The following is an 18,325-nucleotide window of genomic DNA, read 5'->3' as shown; positions in this document are numbered from 1 at the left end:
GCGGGCCTGAGAGGCGGTCGGTGTTGCCGACCCGTGGTCAGCGGGTCCGACAGGTGATCAGCGCGCGAGCCCCGCCCCGAGCTTCGCTCCCGCGGCGACCGTGCCCAGCGTGCCCGCGCCGAAGGTGAACGAGCCAGTCGGCGTGATCCCGGACGAGGTCGACCTGAACACCCACACCGACCCGGCGTTCGCGTTCTCGCCCGGGGCGCCGACGGCGAGTTCGGCGCGGCCGTCATGGTTGGCGTCGATCAGCCGGGCGGCCCAGCCGAAGGTGTCCTGGTCCTCCGCGCCGCCGGGCACGCCCGCGGTGTTCTGGCTGAACACCTTGGCGCCGGTGCCGGTGAGGCCGTTGGCGGTGCCGCGCATGGTGACGACGGCGCCGGCCCGCTTCCTGCCGTCGAACCCCTCGCCGGGCACACCGACAGCCACGTCCTTGTAGCCGTCGCCGTCGATGTCGGCGACCGAGAGGGAGAAGCCGAAGGCGTCGGAGCCGCCGAATCCGTCGGAGCCCTCGGCGACGCCCGGCACCCCGGGGCTGTCCTGGTTGAAGGACTTCGCCTTGGCTCCGGCGGGGCCGCTCGCGGCGCCGGGAATGTAGGTGATCATGCCGCCCTTGGCGAGCGGAACGTCGACGTCGCTGTCGGCGCCGTCGCTGGCACGGCCAGAGACGATGTCCGCGTAACCGTCACGGTTCACATCGCCGATGGCGAGGTGCTCGCCGCCCTGCAGCCGTCCGCCGCCGGACTTCTGGATGACGGTGCCCTCGGAGAGCCCCTGGGCGGAACCGGGGTAGAAGAGGATGCGCCGGGCGTCCCACTCGTCGCCGTCGTTGACGGCCACCGCGAGGTCGCTGACGCCGTCGCCGTTCACGTCGCCCGCCGCCATGTCCAGGAAGCGGTTGTCCTCGGTGGTCAGTGTGGCCCCGGCACCGACGGAGCCGTCGCGCACGAAGGGCCCCGACAGGACACCGATGTTCTGGTAGGTGCCGTTGGTGACGACGTCCTGGGTGTGGTCGCCGTCGAAGTCCCCCGTCACGACCTGGCTGCCGACGATGTCGTACGACCCGGAGCCGTTGAGCAGGGTCGAGCCGCCCGAGAGCCCGTGGGCGCCGCCCCAGATCACCGCGAGGGTGCCCGCGTCGACCGTCGTGCCGACGTCCTCGCGGGAGGCGCCGACGATCAGGTCCGCGTAGCCGTCCTTGTCCAGGTCGGCCGTCGCGATCGCGCTGCCGTACATGTCCCCGGCCTCCGCGACTCCGGCTATACCGGCGGTGCTCTGGCTGAACACCTTCTTCGTCGAGGTCTTCAGCCCGGTCGACGAGCCGTACACCACGGCGACGTATCCGGCCTTCGCCTTGCCGCCCACGGTCGCCTCGGGCGCCGCTACGGCGAGGTCGGGGTAGCCGTCGCCGTTGAAGTCGTCCTGGAGCTTCGTCGTGGTGGCCGTGGTGGGCGCCGCGTGGGCGGCGGCCGGGAGGGCCGCGGCCCCGGTGACGGCCAGGGCGACTGCCAGACCGATGCGCCAGGCTCCTGTACGTGCGTTCATCCGAACTGCTCCTGTTCTTGCGTGAGTTGTGGTGGAAGCCGGCAGGGGGCCGAGTCGGCGGTGGCTCAGTTCGCGAACGCGGCGCCGAGACGGGCGCGATACGGATCCGTGCCGAGCGTGCCCGCGCCGAAGGAGACGGACCCCGTGCCGGTGACTCCGGAGGCGGTGGAGCGCAGGGCCGTCACCGAGCCGGCGTCCGTGTTCTCGCCGGGGGAACCCACGACGAGATCGGCACGGCCGTCGTTGTCGGTGTCGAGCAGGGTGCTCGCGGCGCCGAAGGAGTCCCCGCGCTCGGCGCTGCCGGGAACCCCCGCGCTGTTCTGGCTGAACACCCTCGAGCCCGCGCCGGTCGGCCCGGACGCGCCGCCGGGGATCACGGCGACCGTGCCCGCGTCCTGCGCTCCGGAGAAGTCCTCGCCGGGGTTGCCGGCCACGATGTCGCCGTACCTGTCGCCGTTCACGTCCCCGACGGCGACGTCCGCGCCGAAGAAGTCACCCGGCTCCCCGACCCCGGGGACGCCCGGGGTGTCCTGGTCGAGCATGCGAGGATCCGCGGCCCGCGGGCCCCGCGCGCCGCCGAGAACGACGCCGACCTGCGAGCCGTACGTGCGCGGGTCGGACGGCTCCCCGGGGGAGTTGGCGGGCAGCGGGCGGCCGAAGACCAGGTCGTCGCGGCCGTCGCCGTTCACATCCCCGAGCGCGATGCTGTTGCCCGCCTCGATGAACCGGCCCTCGCCGTCCTTCAGCGTGGTGAGGGGGGCGAGCCCGCCGCGGGTGCCGCGCAGCCAGTGGGCCTGGTGAGCGGAGTGGTCGCCCGGGTCGTCGTAGTCCCACGGCGCGGTCAGGGTCACGAGGTCGGTGATGCCGTCACCGTCGACGTCCCCGGTCGCGGCGTCCAGCAGGTTCGAGTCGCCGTCGGTGAAGGAGACTTCCTGCGTACGGGCCGACGCGCCCGCGCGGGTGAACGGGCCGAGTCGCAGACCGCCGTACGTGGCCAGGTCGGCGTGGCCGTCGCCGTCGAAGTCGCCCACGGCCGCGAACGAACCGATGCCGGGTCCGTCGGGCGGCAGGATCGTTCCGCCGGACAGGCCGCTCGCCCCGCCCCACAGCACGGTCACGCTGCCCGTGACATCGACGCCGCCCCGCTGCCACTTCTCTCCGGCCGCCGGGACCACCAGGTCGGTGTAGCCGTCGCCGTCCAGATCGCCGGTGGCCGGCCGGCCACCGAACGCGTCGCCCTTCTCGGGCGTCCCGGGAACACCCGCGCTCGCCTGCGTGAACACCTTCTTGGTCGCGAGGTTCAGCCCGTGCGCCGAGCCGTACACGACGGCGACGTACCCGGCCGCCGACTTCCCGCCGACGGTGGCCCGCTCCGCACCGACAGCGAGGTCCTCGTACCCGTCGCCGTTGAAGTCGGCACGGGTCCCCGGGGCGGCGGGCTGTGCATGGGCGAGCGGCGGAACGGCGATCGCGGCGAGCAGTGCGAGGGCGACCACCGCACCTCTGCGCAGAGCAGCAGGCTGGGACACGTCGACTCCGGGGGTCTGGAAGAGAAGTGGGCGCGGAGAGGAAGATCCTCATCCGCGCCCACTACGACTCCCGGTCCGCCCGGTTGGTTGCCCTGTCCATGCCGTGACTTTCCCCCGCGTTCACCTACGACCGAGGGAACAAAGGCCCGAGGGAAAGGCCCGCCACAGCACCGGCACCGGCGGTGGCGTTCTAGAACGGCTCGAAGTCGTCGTACTCCTTGTCCGCCTCGTCCCGCTCCGCCTGCTTGTCGCGGCGGCGCTGCGCAGCCGGCCTGGGCACCTCCAGGCGGTGGTCCTCGCCGCGGCGGCCGAGCATCTCCGCGCCGGCCATGACGGTGGGCTCCCAGTCGAAGACGACCGCGTTCTCCTCAGGGCCGATGGCCACGCCGTCGCCCGAGCGGGCGCCCGCCTTCATCAGCTCCGACTCGACGCCGAGGCGGTTGAGACGGTCGGCGAGGTAGCCGACGGCCTCGTCGTTGCTGAAGTCGGTCTGGCGGACCCAGCGTTCGGGCTTCTCGCCGCGGACCCGGAAGAGGCCGTCCTCCTCCTGTACGACGGTGAAGCCGGCGTCGTCCACGGCCTTCGGCCGGATGACGATGCGGGTCGCCTCCTCCTTCGGCTTGGCGGCGCGCGCGCCCCCGACCACCTCGGCGAGCGCGAAGGACAGCTCCTTCAGACCGAGGTGCGCGACCGCCGACACCTCGAAGACGCGGTAACCGCGCGCCTCCAGGTCGGGGCGGACCATCTCGGCCAGATCCTTGCCGTCCGGTACGTCGATCTTGTTGAGGACGACCATGCGCGGACGCCGGTCCAGGCCGCCGTACTGCTTCAGCTCCTCCTCGATGATGTCGAGGTCGGAGATCGGGTCGCGCTCGGACTCCAGGGTCGCCGTGTCGAGCACGTGCACGAGCACGCTGCACCGCTCCACGTGCCGCAGGAACTCCAGGCCCAGGCCCTTGCCCTGGCTGGCGCCGGGGATGAGCCCGGGCACGTCCGCGATCGTGTAGACCGTCTCGCCCGCGGTGACCACACCGAGGTTCGGGACGAGGGTCGTGAAGGGGTAGTCGGCGATCTTCGGCTTGGCCGCGGACAGCACCGAGATCAGCGAGGACTTGCCCGCGCTCGGGTAGCCGACGAGGGCCACGTCCGCGACCGTCTTCAGCTCCAGGACGATGTCCATCATGCCGCCGGGCACGCCGAGAAGGGCGAAGCCGGGCGCCTTGCGGCGGGCCGATGCCAGCGCCGCGTTGCCGAGGCCGCCGCGACCGCCGTCGGCGGCCACGAACGACGTGCCCTGGCCGACCAGGTCCGCGAGCACGTTGCCCGCCTTGTCGAGGACGACCGTGCCGTCCGGCACCGGCAGGACGAGGTCCTGGCCGTCCTTGCCGGAGCGGTTGCCGCCCTCACCGGGCTTGCCGTTGGTGGCGCTGCGGTGGGGCTTGTGGTGGTAGTCGAGGAGCGTGGTGACCGACTGGTCGACGACCAGGATCACATCGCCGCCACGGCCGCCGTTGCCCCCGTCGGGGCCACCGAGGGGTTTGAACTTCTCCCGGTGGACGGAGGCACAGCCGTGGCCTCCGCTACCCGCGGCGACGTGCAGCTCGACGCGGTCCACGAAGGTGGTCATGGGATGTGCCTCCAGATACGTACGGAAAAATCTCTGCAATCGCTGCGATCTCTGCAAGCGCTGCTCAGAGATCACTACCTCAGTTAAAACACGCGAAAGGCGGACCCGCTTCCCGTAGGGGAAGTGAGGTCCGCCTCGCGAAAGATCCGGTCAGGCGACCGGAACGATGTTCACGACCTTGCGGCCACGGTGCGTGCCGAACTCGACCGCACCGGCGGCCAGCGCGAACAGCGTGTCGTCCTTGCCACGGCCGACGCTGGCGCCGGGGTGGAAGTGGGTGCCACGCTGGCGGACCAGGATCTCACCGGCGTTGACGACCTGACCGCCGAAGCGCTTCACGCCGAGCCGCTGAGCATTGGAGTCGCGACCGTTCCGGGTGGACGATGCGCCCTTCTTGTGTGCCATCTCTCCTCAGTCCCTTACTTCGCAGCCGCGGGGATCTCAGTGACCTTGATCGCCGTGTACTGCTGGCGGTGGCCCTGACGACGGCGGTAGCCGGTCTTGTTCTTGTAACGAAGGATGTCGATCTTGACGCCCTTGTGGTGGTCCACGATCTCGGCCTGAACCTTGATGCCGGCCAGCACCCACGGGTCGCTCGTCACGGCTTCGCCGTCGACAACGAGCAGGGTCGAGAGCTCGACCGTGTCGCCAACATTGGCGGTGGGAATCTTGTCAACCTCAACGATGTCGCCGACAGCAACCTTGTGCTGGCGACCACCGCTGCGCACGATGGCGTACACGCGGATCTCTCTTTCGCTCGAAATCGGAACCCCGCAGTCCAGCCGCCCGCTTGCGCGAGCGGCCTCTCCCGAAGCGCGAGGCGCCGGGAGGAAGAGGTTTACGGGGTGCGGCGTATCGATGGACACGCCGACGGTCAAGGTTACGGGGCCACGACCGAAAGGGTCAAACCAGGTCGGTCCCCGCGGGAGTGCGGCCGCTCACGCCGACGCCCCCGGCCCGGCGGATTCACCACCGGACCAGGGGCGATGGTCGATCAGGCCTCGTCGGCCGAAGCCGTGACGGAGGACACCGTCTGCTCCGCCGCCGCGGTCTTCTTCGACGCCGTCTTGGTGGCCGCCTTCTTCGCGGTCGCCTTCTTGGCCGTCGTCTTCTTGGCGACCGTCTTCTTGGCCGCGGTCTTCTTGACGGCTGCCTTCTTCGCGGTCGCCTTCTTCGCCGTCTTGCGAGCGGCCGCCTTCTTGGCCGGAGCCGCCTCGGCGTCGGACCCGGTCTCGGCCACGACCTCGGCGGGTGCGCTCTCCGCGGTGACCGACGGGACGACCACGACGGCCGCCTCCTCGGACGCGGCGGGCGCGGTGGCCTTGCGGGTCGCACGACGGCGCGGACGGGCCGGGGCGGCGCTGTCGACGGGCGTCTCGGCGGGCGCCTCGGCGACCTGCTCCGGCTGCTTCGCCTCGACGGCCTCGGGCTCGGGCGCCCGGACCGGCTCGGCGACCGGCTCCGTGACCGTCACGGCCTCGTCCGCCGCCTTGGGCGAACCGGCCGGGGCGGACACCTTGCGGGTCGCACGACGGCGCGTACGGCCCTTGGGAGCGGCGTCGTCCTGTACGGCTTCCTGCGCGGCGGCGGGAGCCTCGACGACCGGGGTCTCGACAACCGGTGCCTCGGCGACCGGCGCCTCGACGACCGGGTCCTCCACCGCGACCGGCTCCGACTCGGCTGCCTCACGGCTCTTGAGAGCGCGCTCGGCACGCTCCTCACGCCGGCTGGGACGGCCCTCGGCCCGCGGCGCACCCGCCGGAGCGGACGCCCGCCGGGTGGCCCGGCGCCGCGAACGGCCACGGGTCGCGGCGGCCTCCGCCTCGGCGGCGCTGCTGTACAGCTCGTCGTCGGGCACGAAGGCGTCGCTCAGCGGCTCCGCCACGGCCGACTCGGACAGCGCGACCGGCGCGGCGATCTCGGCGGCCACTTCGGCCTCGGTCTCGCTCTCCAGCTCCTCGGCGTCCGTGACCACGGACTCGTGCTCGTGCGTGTGCTCCTGCTCGGCACCACCGCGGCCGCGCTTCTTGCGCTTGCCGCCGCCACCGACGGCGGTCGGCTGCTCCATGTGCACGATCACGCCACGGCCGTTGCAGTGGACACAGGTCTCGGAGAAGGACTCCAGGAGGCCCTGGCCGACCCGCTTGCGCGTCATCTGGACGAGGCCCAGCGAGGTGACCTCGGCGACCTGGTGCTTCGTACGGTCACGGCCCAGGCACTCCAGCAGACGCCGCAGCACCAGGTCCCGGTTGGACTCCAGGACCATGTCGATGAAATCGATGACGACGATGCCGCCCAGGTCGCGCAGCCGCAGCTGGCGCACGATCTCCTCGGCCGCCTCCAGGTTGTTCCTGGTCACGGTCTCTTCGAGGTTGCCGCCCTGACCGGTGAACTTCCCGGTGTTGACGTCGACGACGATCATCGCCTCGGTCTTGTCGATCACCAGCGAGCCGCCGCTGGGCAGCCACACCTTGCGGTCGAGCGCCTTGGCGAGCTGCTCGTCGATGCGGTACGTCGCGAAGACGTCGACCTCGGAGGTCCACTTCGAGAGACGGTCGGCCAGGTCGGGCGCGACGTGGGCGACGTACCCGTGGATGGTCTGCCACGCCTCGTCACCGCTGACGATGACCTTGGTGAAGTCCTCGTTGAAGATGTCGCGCACGACACGGACGGTCATGTCCGGCTCGCCGTACAGCAGGGTCGGAGCGTTGCCGCTCTTCGCCTTCTTCTGGATGTCCTCCCACTGCGCCTGCAGCCGCTCGACGTCACGGCGCAGCTCGTCCTCGCTGGCGCCCTCGGCGGCGGTGCGCACGATGACGCCCGCGTCCTCGGGAACGATCCGCTTGAGGATGGTCTTCAGACGCGCGCGCTCGGTGTCGGGCAGCTTGCGGCTGATGCCCGTCATCGACCCCTCAGGGACGTAGACCAGGTAGCGGCCGGGCAGCGAGACCTGGCTGGTGAGGCGGGCGCCCTTGTGGCCGATCGGGTCCTTCGTCACCTGGACGAGCACCGACTGACCGGACTTGAGGGCGACCTCGATACGGCGCGGGCCGTTGGCCATGCCCAGCGCCTCGAAGTTGACCTCACCGGCGTACAGGACGGCGTTGCGCCCCTTGCCGATGTCGATGAAGGCGGCCTCCATCGAAGGCAGCACGTTCTGGACCTTGCCCAGGTAGACGTTGCCCACGTACGAGGTCGACTGCTCCTTGTTGACGTAGTGCTCCACGAGCACGTTGTCCTCAAGGACGCCGATCTGGGTGCGCTCGCCGCTCTGGCGGACGACCATGACGCGCTCGACGGCCTCGCGGCGCGCCAGGAACTCGGCCTCGGTGATGATCGGAACCCTGCGGCGGCCCTGCTCACGCCCCTCACGGCGGCGCTGCTTCTTGGCCTCCAGACGGGTGGAGCCCTTGATGGACTGCACCTCGTCCGACGGGTGCTCGTCCTTGGCCTTGCGCGGCTCGCGGACCTTCACGACGGTGCGCTCGGGGTCGCCGTCACCGGCCTCGGCCTCGGTCCCGGAGTCACCGGCGCGACGACGACGGCGACGACGGCGACGGCTGCTGCTGGAGCCGCCCGCCTCCTCGCGCTCGTCCTCGTCCTCGGCGTCCTCCTCGACCTGCTCGGCGGTGTCCTCGGCGTCCTGCGCGACCTGGTCGGCCGCGTAGTCGTCCTCGCCGCCCTCGGCGTCCGAGTCCGCGGACTCGCCCCGGCGACGGCGGCGGCCACCACGGCGGCGGCGCCTGCGGGAGCCGGTCTCCTCGGAGTCGTCACCGTCGGCGGCGTCCTCGGTGGACTCCTCCTCGACGGCCTCCTCGGGCTCCACGACGGGCTCCTCGGCCACGGGCGCGGGCGCCTCCTCGACGGCACGGCGACGGCGGCGACGGCGCGGGCCGGTCTCCTCCTCGACGACCGCGGGGGCGGCGACGGCCTCGGGGGCCTCCTCGGGCTCGACGGCCTCCGGAGCCTCCGCGGCCTCCTCCTCGGCCGCCTCGGCGGCAGCGGCGGCGGCAGCGCGCTCCGGCGTCTGGAACATCGGCTCGGTGAACACGGGCGCCTGGAACACGGCGACGGCCGGACGCGCCGGGCGGCGCGCCCCCTCGTCCTCGGCGCGCTCCTTGGGCGCGGGCGCGGAGAACCCGACAGCGGCCTTACGGGTGGCGCGGCGACGGCCGCGACGCGGCGCGGCCTCCTCGGCCTCGGCCGTCTCGGCGGCCACGGGCTCAGGGGTCTCGGCGGGCTTGGTCTCGCTGGTCACGGGCGCCTCCACACGCTCGTCGGCGGCGTCGCCCTCAGGCGCACCGGCGGGCGCGGACACGCGCCGGGTGGCGCGCCGACGCGTACGGCGGGGAGCGGTGTCCTCTTCCGCGTCCGCGACGGGCTCCGGCTCCACGACGGGCTCGGGCTCGGGCTGGGGCGCCGGCTCGGCCTCGGCGGCAGCGGGCGCACCGGTGGGTGCGGAGGCGCGGCGGGTCGCACGACGGCGCGTACGCCCGGCGGGCGCGGCCTCTTCGGCGGCGGGCGCGGGGGTCTCGGTGACCTCGGCGGCAGCGGGCGCCTCGGTCGCGGGGGTTTCCGCGGTGGGCTCCACGACCTCGGCGGCCTGCGGCGCTCCGGTGGGGGCGGAGGCCCGGCGCGTGGCACGGCGGCGCGGACGCGCGGCAGGGGCCTCTTCGGCTTCTGCGGCCTGCGCTGTCTCTGCGGTCTCCACGGCCTCGTCGGGCTCGGAGGCCGCGAGGTCGGCGGAGGACGCCACAGCCGGTATGGCCGGCGCCGTGGTCTCGGCCGCTGCCTCGGCTGCGGCTTCCGAGACACCCGAGGGCGGTCCCGCGGGGCGGGACGCTGCGCGGCGGCGGCGCCGCGGCGGCAGGGTGTCGCTGGGGGTGTCGTTGTCGGGTCCCACGGACGACTCAGTGGGTTCGGTCGGTTCGAGCATGCGGGTGGATCTCCCGTCAGGCTCCCGGGCGCCGCGCCTGGTCCGGCAGTACCGGTGACGTCCGCGGCTCGCGCGATGCGCGGTGCCGCCGTCCGGGGCGCGGGCGCCGCACGGGAGCTCTCTGTGTCCTGTCTCGCCGGTTCCGTACGCCATGTGTGCGTACGGCCTGGCGAAAGTCTTCTGGTCGGTGCGCTGCCCGACCCAGGTGGCTCCCGAGTACGAGGGCGACGCTACGACGTCCGTCCTTACGCGGAACCTTCCCTACGCCGGCGCCTTCGCGGTGGCAGTCGCGGCGACCGTGGATTGCTCGGTCGCTGCTGCCTCGCGGTCGGGCGCGAGCGGGTCGGTCACCGTGCCGGTCTCTTCATCGAAAAGCCCCTGCGCCAGCCTGGTCACCGCTGCGGGGACCGGCGGCGCCAGGTCGGCCACAGCTCGGAGACCGGACAGGACGTCGTCGGGTCGTACGGCAGGCGTCACGTGCCGAACAACCAGGCGCAGTATCGCACAGGCCTGGTCTGTCGGCCTATCAGCCTGGGGAGAGTGCGCCTCGAGACTCGCTACAGCGGCGCGGGCGTCGAAGGTGCGGATGCCGTTCTTGGTCTTGCGCTGCACCTCGACGGCGTCCGCCGCCTTGAAGGCCTCGACGGCGCGCTCCGCGTCCTCGGGTGCCACGCCGTCGAGGCGCAGCTCCCAGGTGGATGCGGTGAGCCGGTCGGCGAGACCCGAGGTGCGGGCCTCGACCGCCTCGATGATGTCGAGCCCGACGGGCATCGACTCGTCGAGGAGCTCGCGCAGCTTGTCCGGGTCACGCGCCTCGGTGAGGGCGATCTCCAGATACTCCGCCTCACTGCCCGTGCCGGTGGGTGCGGCATTGGCGTACGACACCTTCGGGTGCGGTGTGAACCCCGCCGAGTACGCCATGGGCACCTCGGCGCGGCGCAGCGCACGCTCGAAAGCGCGCTGGAAGTCACGGTGGCTGGTGAACCGGAGGCGGCCGCGCTTGGTGTAGCGCAGGCGGATGCGCTGCACCGCGGGTGCGGGCGGCGGGCCTTCGGGCTGTCGCTTGCCCAGTGTCGTTCAGTCCTTCGTGAGAGCGGTCGTACTGCTACCAAGAGTACGTGTTTCGGCCGCTGCCGGTTCCCGGCGGGCCACGGCCTGCGGCTCCGCGGGCGTTCCGAAGAGCATCCGGCGGAAGTCGGCGCGGGCCTGCCGGGCGGACTCGCGTGCGGCGGTGAGCGCCTGCCGGGTCGCGCGGCCGACGCTGCGCGCGGCCTCGGCGGCGGGCCGCAGCACGGTGTCGCGCACGACGTGCCCGAGGGGGGTCAGCACGGTCCGGTACACCCAGCGCACCGGCTCCACGAAGATCCACCGCGAGAGGGTGCCCAGGAACCGCCCGACGGCGAGCGAGATCCGCCCGGCGACCCGCCAGGCATGCCCGAGCGCCTCGCCGACCTCCCGCACGATGACGGCGAGCACCCGCCCGACGGGCACGAGGACCCACCGCCACACGGCGAGGGCGGGCAGCACGAGCAGGATGCGCGCGGTCCAGTAGAAGGCAGCACCGATCCCGGTGAAGATCATCCGTACGAGCCAGGCGGCGCCCTCGGCCACCCAGGCGATCGCCCGCCCCACAGGCGTCAGCACGTACTGGTGGATCCACAGCGCGGGCACGACCACGAGGTACCGCACCAGCCATGCGGCGCCGGCGTAGATCCCGATCCCGACCGCCGCGAGCACGGCCCCGATGCCCCTGAGCACCCAGGCGATCGCGTGCCCGACGGGCGTCAGCACGCGCGCGTACACCCAGCGAAGCCCGGCTCCGGTGACCCCGAACACCCAGCCGAGCGCGGCCCCGATGACGCCGAACACCCAGGCCAGCCCGGCCCCGACACCCCGCACCAGCCAGGCGATCGCGCGCCCCAGGGGCGTGAGCACCTGCCGGTACACCCACACCGCGGGCACCACGAGCAGTACATGCCCGAGCCAGGCGAGCCCCTTCCCGACCGGCACGACGGCATACCGCCACAGCGCCACCCACGGCCACACGAACAGCGCCCGGCCCACCCACAGCAACGCCCGCCCCAGCGGCCGCAGCAGCGTGTCGTTCAGGAACCGCCCGCCCACGACCAGCGCGTCCCACACCATCCGCACCGGCACGACCAGCACGAGAACGACGATCCGCACCGGGAGCCGGATCGCCACCGCGAGACACCCCTCGGGCGACTGCGGCGGGGGTGCCTGGACGGGCGCCTTTTCGAAATCCATACCTGCGTAGACGCTTCGGGTGCCCGTCTGGATGCGGTCGATCGGGATGTGCTTCTCTCGGACGGGAGGCGACCCTCGCGGAGGTGACGCTCACTCATCCCGTCAGCTGCGCGTCCCCGAGGAGGAGTTGGTCGGACCCCGAGCAGTCGTCCTGGTGATTGACGAAGGTGGCTGCAATGCGCAGTTGGCCACCGCTCACATCGGCTTCCATCTTCAAGGGTTTGTCACCTGTCGTCACGGTGCCCGTCCACTTGACCACGTTATTGACGGTCACTTTCAGCGTCGCCGAGAGAAGCTGCGCTTTGTTGCTGTCACTGAATCCGACGGTTGCCTCCAGTCGACGATAATCGCCGGGGACAGCCCATTGAACCCAGGAATCGCTGACCTTCCGGTAGCAGTCCGGTTCATCGAGGGAAGCGCTGTGGGCGTAAGTCGTACCCATTATCTGCGGGTTCGCGGCATCGTATCCAGCGGATTTGCGCGCGGTGACATCCAGTTCGGACAGATAGAGAGACAGTGCGCCGGTGGGGCCGGCCGAGGTCGGGTCGAGGCTCGGGCCGCCGGTCGGGCTGTCGGTCTCGGAGGGGGTCGGGTCGGTCGGGGCCGGGTCACTGGCGGAGTCCGTGGGGTCCGGCTTGGGGGAAGGGCCGCCGTCCGGCGACGGCGAGAGGGACTCCTTCGCGTCGGCCTTGACGGCATCGCTTCCACCGAACCTGTTCACCATCAGGCCGACCAGGAAGATCAATACCCCGCAGCAGACAAATACGTGGGCACTCTTGCGTATCTTCCGCCCCCGCTTCTCACGCACCGCCTTCTGCGGCTCCGTCTCATGGGCGGGATCACCGTGCAGAACCGTCAATGCGGCGAGATAGATCGGACCGGATATGGCCACGAACGCACCTGCGAGGGCGCCGAATACCGGCAGCGCGTTGTTCACTCGTTCCCCCGTCCCCCGGGTGATGACCGCGTCGAGACCTAGCATCATGGCACGCACGAAGCGCCCTGCGAACGGAAAAGAAAGAACTCTCCGAGGCCCGCGAATGGTCGTGCCCATGTGCGGGCAGGCCGCGGTGCGTATCCGCGCCGAGGCCGCCAACCGGCTGACCTCCGTGGCGGGTCGCGGAGCCATGCCCCGGCCTGCTGGGACCCTGGTGGCCATGGCATCCGGGGCAGGCACTCCTGAGACTTCGACGAAAGCGGGGTTGGTCCTGCTGACACTCGCGGCCGGGCAGTTCCTGATGGCGCTCGACAGCTCCGTCATGAACGTCTCGATCGCGACGGTGGCCGACGACGTGGGCACGACCGTGACCGGGATCCAGGGCGCGATCACGGCTTACACCCTCGTGATGGCCATGCTCATGATCCCCGGCGGCAAGGTCGGGGCACTCATCGGCCGCAAGCGGGCCTTTCTGATCGGCTGCGTCATCTACGGCTGCGGATCCCTCACCACGGCTCTCGCTCCGAACCTTCCCGTTCTCCTGCTCGGCTGGTCGTTCCTCGAAGGCGTCGGGGCGGCGCTCATCCTGCCCGCGATCGTGGCGCTGGTCGCCGGCAACTTCCCGGCGGAACGCCGGCCCGCCGCCTACGGACTCGTCGCCGCCGCAGGAGCCGCGGCGATCGCGGTCGGGCCGCTCATCGGTGGCGTCGCGACGACGTTCTTCTCCTGGCGTTGGGTCTTCGCCGGTGAGGTCGGCATCGTGATCGGCATCCTCGTACTCGGACGACGCATCACCGACGCGCCGGCGGACACCCGCCCGCGCATCGACCTCTTGGGCGCCCTGCTTTGCGCCCTCGGCCTGGGGACCTTCGTCTATGGCGTACTGCGATCGAGCGAGTGGGGCTGGTTCCTGCCCAAGCCCGACGCCCCCTCCTGGCTCGGCATCTCACTGGTCGTCTGGCTGATGCTGGCAGGCGTGCTCCTGATCTGGCTCTTCCTGCACTGGGAGGCCCACCTCGCCGAGAGGGGCAGGGAGCCGCTGGTGGACCCGGCCCTGCTGCGGAACCGGCACCTCACCGGTGGCCTGACGATGTTCTTCTTCCAATACCTCGTGCAGATGGGCGTGTTCTTCGTCGTACCGCTCTATCTGTCGGTTGCCCTTGGCCTGTCCGCGCTCAAAACAGGGGCACGCATCCTGCCCCTCTCGCTGACGCTGCTGGCCGCGGCGATCCTGATCCCTCGCCTGTGGCCAAACGTCTCACCACGCCGAGTGGTACGACTCGGCGTTCTCGCACTGTTCGCCGGCGCGGTGGCCCTGATGGCGGCGCTCGACGCGGACGCGGGCGCCGAGATCGTCACCATTCCGCTCCTGCTGATCGGGCTCGGCATGGGCGCGCTCGCGTCCCAGCTCGGATCGGTCACCGTGTCCGCGGTGCCGGACGAACAGAGCCCGGAGGTCGGCGGCGTCCAGAACGCCGTGACCAACCTCGGCGCCTCGATCGGTACGGCACTCGCCGGGTCGATCATGATCGCCGTACTGACGACTTCGTTCCTGACCACCGTCGAGCAGAACCCGGACATCCCCGCCGGGGTGAAGAGCCAGGCGACCGTGCAACTCGAGAGCGGCGCGCCCTTCCTCTCGGACGCCCAGCTCCAGAGCACCCTGAACGAGGCGGGGACGAGCACAAGGGTGACCGAGGCCGCGCTCGACGCGAACGCCGCGGCGAGGCTGGACGGCCTGCGCGCCGCACTCGCCATCCTGGCCCTCACCGCACTGCTGTCCCTGTTCTTCACCCGGCGGATTCCGACAACCCAACCCCGCTCGGCGGGCCACAAGTGACGACCGGGACAAAGGGCCACGCCACACCAAAGACACCCGGAGCAAGACGTCCGACGCCTGTCCATGGCAGGCCAAGGCGACGCGTTCCACGCCTCGGCCCGGCGTGACCTGGGGTCACCCGGCCCTCGCCGCCATCCGGGAACTGGCCCCGTGAACGGCAACCGCAGGACCGAGCTGCCGGCTGAGCGCACGGACCGGGCCGAAATCCCGCCGGAGTCCAAGGACCGCACGGTCGGTTGCCGTCCAGTCCGGTCAGTGCGTGTGCCCGCTGCTCGCAGCGTCCTTCTTGACGGTCAGAGGTAGCAGCTTCCGACCCGTCGGGCCGATCTGGATGTGCGTGTCCATCTGCGGGCATATGGAAAAAGTGTCAAAACTAGGCCTACGCTCGTTGGTATGGGTAGACGAGGACAGCGGCGGCCCGCAGCAGAGCGAGCGGCCTACAACGTGGAAGCCGAATGGACCGAGGCCGACCTTGCTCTCTTGGAAGAGTTGAAGCGGGCTGAGGCACTACTCCCCGAGGACGCCCCTCGGGCTCTGTTATCCATCCGCCTGTCTGTGCTGACGGATGACACGACATCACCCGTGCGACAGGAGCTTGACCTCCGCATCCTGGCCAGGGAACGAGGCTGTCGGGTCGTCGGCGTCGCCTCAGACCTGAACGTGTCAGCCACGAAGGTTCCGCCCTGGAAGCGGAAGGCACTCGGGGAGTGGCTGAACAACCGCTCCCCCGAGTTCGATCAGCTCCTGTTCTGGAAGCTCGACCGCTTCGTACGTCGCCTCTCCGATCTCTCGACGATGATCGAGTGGAGCCTGAAGCGCGGAAAGAACCTGGTCTCGAAGAACGACAGTCTCGACCTCACGACGACGGCCGGGAAGATCATGGTCACGATCATCGGTGGTATCGCCGAGATCGAAGCGTCCAACACCGCTACCCGAGTCACAAGCCTGTGGGACTACGCGAAGACTCAGGAAGACTGGATCATCGGCAAGCCGACGTACGGCTACGTCGTGGACGAGGACGACACGGGGAAGGTCGTTCTCGCCATCGATCCCGAGGCGCGCAAAGCGCTGCACTGGGCTCGCCGCATGGCGCTTCGAGGACGCTCCGCCCGGTACATGGTGCGCTGCCTGAAGCGGTCCGGCCTCATGAGCCAGGGTCTCACCGTGGCCACGCTCCACCGCCGACTCCGTAACCCTGCGCTCCTCGGCTACCGAGTAGAAGAGGACAAGCAAGGAGGGCAACGGCGTTCGAAGCCGATCCTCGGCAAGGACGGCAGGCCGATCAAGGTCGCTCCCCCTATCTTCACCGAGGAGGAGTTCGAGACCCTCGGCGCCGCTCTCGACAAGCGCAAGAAGAACCAGCCTCCGCGCCGTGTCGGCGGAGCGACTCAGTTCCTCGGAGTCCTCTTGTGTGCCGACTGCAAGACGAACATGACCGTACACATCACGAACAGCGAGTACGGGGCCTACCACTACCTACGATGCCGCAACTGCAAGAGCGGCGGACTCGGCGCGCCCAACCCGCAGCAGGTCTACGAGCGCCTGGTAGAGGACGTGCTCAAGGTCCTGGGCGATTTCCCCGTACAGGTTCGCCAGTACGCCGAGGGTGCCGAGGTGCGGCGGGAGATCAAGCGCCTTCAAGAGTCGATTGCGCTCTATATGAAGGAGCTTGAACCCGGGGGCCGGTACACGAAGACCCGGTTCACGAAGGAGCAGGCAGAGGCGACGCTCGACAAGCTCATCGGGGAGTTGGAAGCCGTCGACCCCGAGACGGCGAAGGACCGATGGGTCAACGTGCACGGCGGAAAGACCTTCCGCCAGCATTGGCACGAAGGCGGCATGGAAGCCATGGCCGCAGACCTGTACCGAGTCGGCATCCGGTGCGAGGTCACGCGCACGAAGGTTCCGAAGGTGCGCGCCCCGAAAGTGCACCTTCGCCTGCTGATCCCGAAGGACGTACGCAAACGGCTCGTGATACGAGAAGACGACTTCGCGCAAGCCCTCTGACATTGCCCAGCCCGCACATGAACAACGCCGCCTTCCCGGCCTGTAGGCGAAGGCGGCGTTGCGTGTCACTCGAACCAGGAAGCGGCGTCGAACGGTTCCTCCGTGCCGTCCTCGTCCACGATCACGATCTCGCTTTCGATCAGGCCGATGGCTCCGTCGTCCCTGGAGTCAGGGTCGGGCAGAGGAGTTATCGGCTCCACCCCCCTTGCTCTTGCCTCGCGTCCCCGCCGAGCCGTCGAGACTCCGCAAGGTCATCGGCAATTCCGGCCACGACGAGAGCAGCGCCGAGGGTGTGGCCGGAGCCGACGTAGCGCCAGTGCGCATCGGTGACCGTGTCGGGCATGGTGTCCTGGCCCGCGTGTGCGGCGCGATCGGCGCGCAGGGCCGCGTACGTCGTCGAGTAGGCGCGGGACTTGGTCAGGATGTGGCCGCGGTAGCCGAGGGTGTGGGTCCAGGCCCGCAGGTGCAGGGGCTCGTATTCAGGGAGGCCGCCGAGGCGCCAGCACGTGTGCATAAGGGCCCGGACATGGTCGGACACGTGGGCTGCTTCGATGTCGTCACAGGCCAAAACCCTGTAGTCGAGTACGGCGCCCGTCTCGCCCGCTCCCTTGGTCACGTACTTGGCGACGTACGCGGCCACGGCGTCATCATCGGGTCCGTCGCCGTCGGCGCGCAGGGGTCGGGCATCGACCTGGACGCCCCAGCGGAGGGTGAGTTCGCCGACGGCAGGACTATGAGGAGTGCGGACCACGACCCGACTCGCGGAGGCGCGGACCGCGTCGGTCAGTCGGTCGGTTGTGCCCCAGGCTGGGGGTTCGTCGGTCGGTCCCGCCGGGCCGTCGAGGCGGACGACCGCGTGCACGTGGACCGCCGCACGCTTCTGGTACTCGGCTACGCGGGCGAAGGAGAGCCGGGCGTGTTGGGCGAAGCGGGACTGTGCAATGCCGACCGATGAGGCCAGGCGCCGCCGGACGTCGATGACGAAGCGGTCCCACAGCTTGGAGGCGTGTGCGTGCCAGAGGACATGTCCGGCGTAGTCGTAGCAGTCGACGCAGAGAGGTTGGCCGACGAGGGGCCCGTTCGCGTCATGGATAGCGCCGCAACCGAGGGGCCGACCATGCTCACACTCGCCACCGGCGCGGCGCGGTCGGCAATGCTCCCCGGCACGATGCACAGGCCCGAACGACGGGGCGGTCAGAGTGACGAAGAGTCGGGGGCGATGGCGCACGGTGGCGGGGACGTTCTTGCCGCCGAGGAGGCCCGCGCGGACGAGGTGGAAGGTGTCGCCCGCGTGGAGGCGGGAGCAGGGGGCGCAGACGGTTGAGCGTCGGTTGCGGCAGCGGACGAGGAGTCGTTCGCCGGGTTCGTCGCGGGTGTCGTAGTGGCGGAGAATCTCGCCGGTTGCCGCGTCCAGGGCGGTCGTTGAGCCGGACAGGTGCACGGGGTGCGCGCACCCGCCCGTGGAGGTGATCTGCTCCAACCAGCGTGCGAACTTCGGATCTTGGGCGATGCGGATTGCGTCGCGGTCTGCTTCGGGGAGCTGACGCAGGCGCGCCGCGCGGTCGAGGACGGCGCGCCTGTCGGCCGGGGTGAACTCGGGTGTGATGGTGGTGACCTTCCGGGGTGGGCCGCCGAAGCG

General features: G+C 70.6%; 13 protein-coding genes. 2 read left to right on the top strand and 11 right to left on the bottom strand.

Translation table 11 applies throughout. The features are described 5' to 3' along the window. Positions 1–57: 57 nt before the first annotated feature. The 9 genes from ACN6LB_RS08115 to ACN6LB_RS08075 all read right to left on the bottom strand — a co-directional run bounded on the left by ACN6LB_RS08115 (position 58) and on the right by ACN6LB_RS08075 (position 12,839). Positions 58–1,545: an FG-GAP-like repeat-containing protein gene (locus ACN6LB_RS08115; protein WP_445025176.1), complete on the bottom strand. Its 1,488-nt coding sequence runs from the start codon at positions 1,543–1,545 to the stop codon at positions 58–60. Positions 1,546–1,610: 65 nt separating this feature from the next. Further along, complete coding sequence (locus ACN6LB_RS08110) at positions 1,611–3,074, bottom strand: FG-GAP and VCBS repeat-containing protein (RefSeq protein WP_445025175.1); 1,464 nt, start codon at positions 3,072–3,074, stop codon at positions 1,611–1,613. 190 nt (positions 3,075–3,264) lie between these two features. Next, on the bottom strand, positions 3,265–4,701 hold the full coding sequence (obgE, locus tag ACN6LB_RS08105) for a GTPase ObgE (RefSeq protein WP_445025174.1): 1,437 nt from the start codon (positions 4,699–4,701) through the stop codon (positions 3,265–3,267). 150 nt (positions 4,702–4,851) lie between these two features. After that, positions 4,852–5,106 carry a 50S ribosomal protein L27 gene (gene rpmA, locus ACN6LB_RS08100; protein ID WP_006374707.1) on the bottom strand — a complete coding sequence of 85 codons (255 nt, stop codon included), beginning with the start codon at positions 5,104–5,106 and terminating at the stop codon, positions 4,852–4,854. A gap of 14 nt (positions 5,107–5,120) precedes the next feature. Further along, positions 5,121–5,441 carry a 50S ribosomal protein L21 gene (rplU, locus tag ACN6LB_RS08095; RefSeq protein WP_356139571.1) on the bottom strand — a complete coding sequence of 107 codons (321 nt, stop codon included), beginning with the start codon at positions 5,439–5,441 and terminating at the stop codon, positions 5,121–5,123. 254 nt (positions 5,442–5,695) lie between these two features. After that, positions 5,696–9,637, bottom strand: coding sequence for an Rne/Rng family ribonuclease (locus ACN6LB_RS08090; RefSeq protein ID WP_445025173.1), 3,942 nt, complete (start codon positions 9,635–9,637; stop codon positions 5,696–5,698). A gap of 261 nt (positions 9,638–9,898) precedes the next feature. After that, on the bottom strand, positions 9,899–10,666 hold the full coding sequence (locus tag ACN6LB_RS08085; RefSeq protein WP_356139573.1) for a TIGR03936 family radical SAM-associated protein: 768 nt from the start codon (positions 10,664–10,666) through the stop codon (positions 9,899–9,901). Positions 10,667–10,714: 48 nt separating this feature from the next. Continuing rightward, on the bottom strand, positions 10,715–11,902 hold the full coding sequence (locus ACN6LB_RS08080) for a hypothetical protein (RefSeq protein ID WP_445025172.1): 1,188 nt from the start codon (positions 11,900–11,902) through the stop codon (positions 10,715–10,717). A gap of 94 nt (positions 11,903–11,996) precedes the next feature. Next, positions 11,997–12,839 carry an NPCBM/NEW2 domain-containing protein gene (locus ACN6LB_RS08075; protein ID WP_445025171.1) on the bottom strand — a complete coding sequence of 281 codons (843 nt, stop codon included), beginning with the start codon at positions 12,837–12,839 and terminating at the stop codon, positions 11,997–11,999. A gap of 220 nt (positions 12,840–13,059) precedes the next feature. Here ACN6LB_RS08075 and ACN6LB_RS08070 point away from each other — a divergent pair, with 220 nt between their 5' ends. Continuing rightward, positions 13,060–14,679, top strand: a complete 1,620-nt coding sequence (locus ACN6LB_RS08070; protein WP_445025170.1) for an MFS transporter — start codon at positions 13,060–13,062, stop codon at positions 14,677–14,679. Positions 14,680–15,123: 444 nt separating this feature from the next. Next, positions 15,124–16,686, top strand: a complete 1,563-nt coding sequence (locus ACN6LB_RS08065; protein WP_445025209.1) for a recombinase family protein — start codon at positions 15,124–15,126, stop codon at positions 16,684–16,686. A 65-nt stretch (positions 16,687–16,751) separates the two neighbouring features. Here the strand turns inward: ACN6LB_RS08065 and ACN6LB_RS08060 are convergent, their stop codons facing one another. Beyond that, positions 16,752–16,886: a hypothetical protein gene (locus ACN6LB_RS08060; protein ID WP_445025169.1), complete on the bottom strand. Its 135-nt coding sequence runs from the start codon at positions 16,884–16,886 to the stop codon at positions 16,752–16,754. Next, positions 16,874–18,235: a replication initiator gene (locus ACN6LB_RS08055; protein ID WP_445025208.1), complete on the bottom strand. Its 1,362-nt coding sequence runs from the start codon at positions 18,233–18,235 to the stop codon at positions 16,874–16,876. Before ACN6LB_RS08055 ends, ACN6LB_RS08060 begins: the two co-directional genes overlap by 13 nt. Positions 18,236–18,325 lie beyond the last annotated feature (90 nt).

The organism is Streptomyces sp. SAS_270, assembly GCF_052543295.1.
Note: the sequence above shows the minus strand (reverse complement) of the source record. Positions and strands in the feature narration are given on the sequence as shown.

What these genes read in the sequence shown, in the direction of transcription:
- obgE (WP_445025174.1), bottom strand. Translation starts at nt 4,701, where the DNA reads ATGACCACCTTCGTGGACCGCGTCGAGCTGCACGTCGCCGCGGGTAGC.
- ACN6LB_RS08070 (WP_445025170.1), top strand. Translation starts at nt 13,060, where the DNA reads ATGGCATCCGGGGCAGGCACTCCTGAGACTTCGACGAAAGCGGGGTTG.
- rpmA (WP_006374707.1), bottom strand. Translation starts at nt 5,106, where the DNA reads ATGGCACACAAGAAGGGCGCATCGTCCACCCGGAACGGTCGCGACTCC.
- ACN6LB_RS08115 (WP_445025176.1), bottom strand. Translation starts at nt 1,545, where the DNA reads ATGAACGCACGTACAGGAGCCTGGCGCATCGGTCTGGCAGTCGCCCTG.
- ACN6LB_RS08080 (WP_445025172.1), bottom strand. Translation starts at nt 11,902, where the DNA reads ATGGATTTCGAAAAGGCGCCCGTCCAGGCACCCCCGCCGCAGTCGCCC.
- ACN6LB_RS08090 (WP_445025173.1), bottom strand. Translation starts at nt 9,637, where the DNA reads ATGCTCGAACCGACCGAACCCACTGAGTCGTCCGTGGGACCCGACAAC.